The sequence below is a fragment of the Bifidobacterium sp. POST2/T3 (B1) genome (assembly GCF_058197115.1).
In genome coordinates, this window is sequence record NZ_JBVPQK010000332.1 from 1 (window position 1) to 2,892 (window position 2,892).

A 2,892-nucleotide genomic window follows, 5' to 3' on the forward strand; every position below is an offset into this window, starting at 1 on the left:
TCGTAGGTGTGGAAGACCCGCTCGAAGATGGGGTGCACCAGCAGGGACAGACCGATCAGCCCGAAGCCCAGGATGGGAATGGCGATCAGGAAGACCAGGGATATGGGCCTGGAGATCCTATAAGAAAAGAGCCAGGCGACGATGACCATGATCGGTGCCCTGACCCCGACTCTGATGACCATCTGATAGGCGTTCTGCAGGTTGGTCACATCAGTGGTCAGCCTGGTGATGATGGATCCCGTGGAGAAGCGGTCAATGTTGGTGAAGCTGAAGGACTGCACCTTGGCGAACAGATCGCTGCGGACATTCTTGGCCAGGCCTGAAGAGGCGATGGCCGCGTACCGCCCGGACATGAACCCGGAGAACAGGGAGACGGCCGAACAAGCCAGCAATATCAGCCCGAATTTGAAGATGGCCGGCATGGACCTCCCTGAAACCCCTTGGTCAATCAGGGATGCCATGATGGTCGGAATCACAATCTCGAGGACGCTCTCCAGAAAAACGAAGGCTGGAGCCAGGTAACTGGCCTTCCGGTATTCGCGCAGGGAGCGCAGAATGGTTCGGATGGTGCGCTTCGGACGCACTGGTTCCTTTTTATCCGATCTGACCACGGATGCCGTAGACCCCTTCAAGTGGACCTCTTCTGTTTCTGTACTGATTTCTCTATCTTTTACGGCCAATTACCGACATGCAATACCCTCGAAAGAGGGTCTGAATGCACCTAGGCTATCATCCTGTCCGCCAGGGTTGGGCGGACGCGCAGGGATTTCCGCCCTCCACAAAAAGAAGCTGTCACGCCCCTGGGGTCATGCAGCTTCGATGCTTCAGTTGGTCTTGGCAGCGGGTCGTACCAGTGTGTTCTGAACAAGGCCTTTTTACGGTTGATTCAGCTGGCGGCAAGTCTCCCACCTGACAAGCTTGAAATTAGCGCTTGTCCAGCTGCGCGATAATCTCCTTGGATATCTGCTCGACCGCCCCCTGGCCGTCCACTGCGACCAGAAGGCCACGGGACTTATAAGTGTTCAGCAAGGGTGCAGTCTCCCTGGCATAGATGTCCAGACGCTTGGCGATGGCCTCGGGGGTATCGTCTGCACGTCCCTCTTCCTTGGCCCTCTTGGCGATGCGCTGCATGAGAACGTCATGGTCGGCATCCAAGGCCACCACAGCCGTCAGCGGGGTGTCAAGCTCTTTGAGCATCTTGTCCAGCGCCTCGACCTGGGAAGCCGAACGTGGGTAGCCGTCCAGAATCCAGCCCTGGGCGGCATCGTCCATGCCAAGACGGTCCTTGACGATTGTATTGGTCAGCTCGTCTGGAACCAGCTCACCCTTGTCGGTGTAGGCCTTGGCCTGCTTGCCCAGCTCGGTTCCGTTCTTCAGGTTGTAGCGGAAAATGTCGCCGGTGGAGATGGCCGGAATCCCGTAATGCTTGCTGAGCAAAGCCGCTTGCGTGCCCTTGCCAACACCTTGAGGTCCCATGATCAACAGTCGCTGTGCCATTCCCAATCCTTCGCTCGATGCTCGATGTTCTATGTTCTTGGCTCTCCGGTCTCAGACGGTTCTAGCTGTCTTAGCCCCGGAGAACCCACATTTATGTATGCTAGCGGCTACCTGACCCAACACAGGTTCGACTCACTGAACCCATGCAAACGCCCTTCCCGATATAGCAGGGTCCGACCCTATGCCACCAAGGGCCAAGGTCGGACCTTCATTTGCTTGAGTCTGACACCACCTGCTGGTGTTTGGGTTAGGGTCAGCCCTCCTTGTGTTCGCCCTCCAGTAGGAAGCCTGTGTACTGGAACTGCTCGGTCTGAGCCCTGGCCTGACGCAGGGTGTCCAGGCCGACGCCGGCGATAATCAGGATGGTGGTGCCGCCGAAGGGCAACTTGGAGTTGATCTTCAGCAACATGATCAGCACCGTGGGTATCAGCGCCACGAAAAGCAGATAGATAGCACCAACCGTGTTCAGCCGATTCATCACGTATGACAGATACCGGCTGGTGGCCCGTCCTGCCCTGATGCCGGGGATGAAACCGCCGTACTCCTTCATGTTGTCGGCTGTCTCATCAGGGTTGAAGGTGATGGAGGTGTAGAAGAAGCAGAAGAAGACGATCATGACCGAGTAGAGCACGATGTACCACACCGAGGTGGTGTTGGCCATGTTGGCATCGATCCACTTGACCCAGCTCTGTTCGGGCTTGCCAAACTGGGCGATGAGGGTGGGAATAGCCAGAATGGATGAGGCGAAGATGGGGGGAATTACGCCTGACATATTGATCTTGAGCGGCAGATAAGTTGAGGATCCGCCGTACATCTTGCGGCCGATCATCCGGCGGGTGTACTGGACGGGTATGCGGCGCTGAGCCAGCTCAACATAGTCCACAAGGATCAGTATGACCACCAAGACAGTCACAACGATGCCGAACTTGACCCAGTCGCCGTTCTTGCCGTTGGTACCCCAGCCGATATTCCAGAGCTGAGGCAGGAAGCCGGAGCAGATGGAGATGAAAATCAGGACGGACATGCCGTTGCCAATGCCCTTGTCAGTAATCAGCTCGGCCATCCACATGATCAGGCCCGTGCCGCCGGTCATGATCAGGACCATGACCACCAGGTTCCAGACCGAACTGTCAGGAATGACCTGCTGCTGGCATGCCCCGTTGAAGAGCGCACCGTTGCGGGCCGTGACCAGAATAGTCGTGGACTGCAGCACCGCCAGGCCGATGGTCAGATACCTGGTGTACTCGGTCAGCTTGGCTTCGCCGGACTGACCCTCCTTGTGCAGAGCCTCAAAGCGTGGAATGACCACACGCAGCAGCTGCACCACGATGGATGCGGTGATGTAGGGCATGATGCCTAGTGCGAAGATGGACAGCTGCAGCAGAGCCCCGCCCG

Annotated in this window: 3 protein-coding genes; all 3 read right to left on the reverse strand. The window is 57.3% G+C overall.

Annotated features, from left to right (window positions below; all coding sequences use genetic code 11):
* Positions 1-632 (reverse strand): ABC transporter permease (locus AC0AP0_RS11180; protein WP_490430518.1); only part of this gene is annotated, 632 nt, incomplete at its 3' end.
* Positions 633-924: 292 nt separating this feature from the next.
* Entirely contained in the window at positions 925-1,497 is a 573-nt protein-coding gene (locus AC0AP0_RS11185; RefSeq protein ID WP_490430519.1) for an adenylate kinase, read from the reverse strand.
* A gap of 253 nt (positions 1,498-1,750) precedes the next feature.
* Positions 1,751-2,892: preprotein translocase subunit SecY (gene secY, locus AC0AP0_RS11190; RefSeq protein WP_490430520.1), on the reverse strand; the 1,142-nt coding region annotated here is incomplete at its 5' end.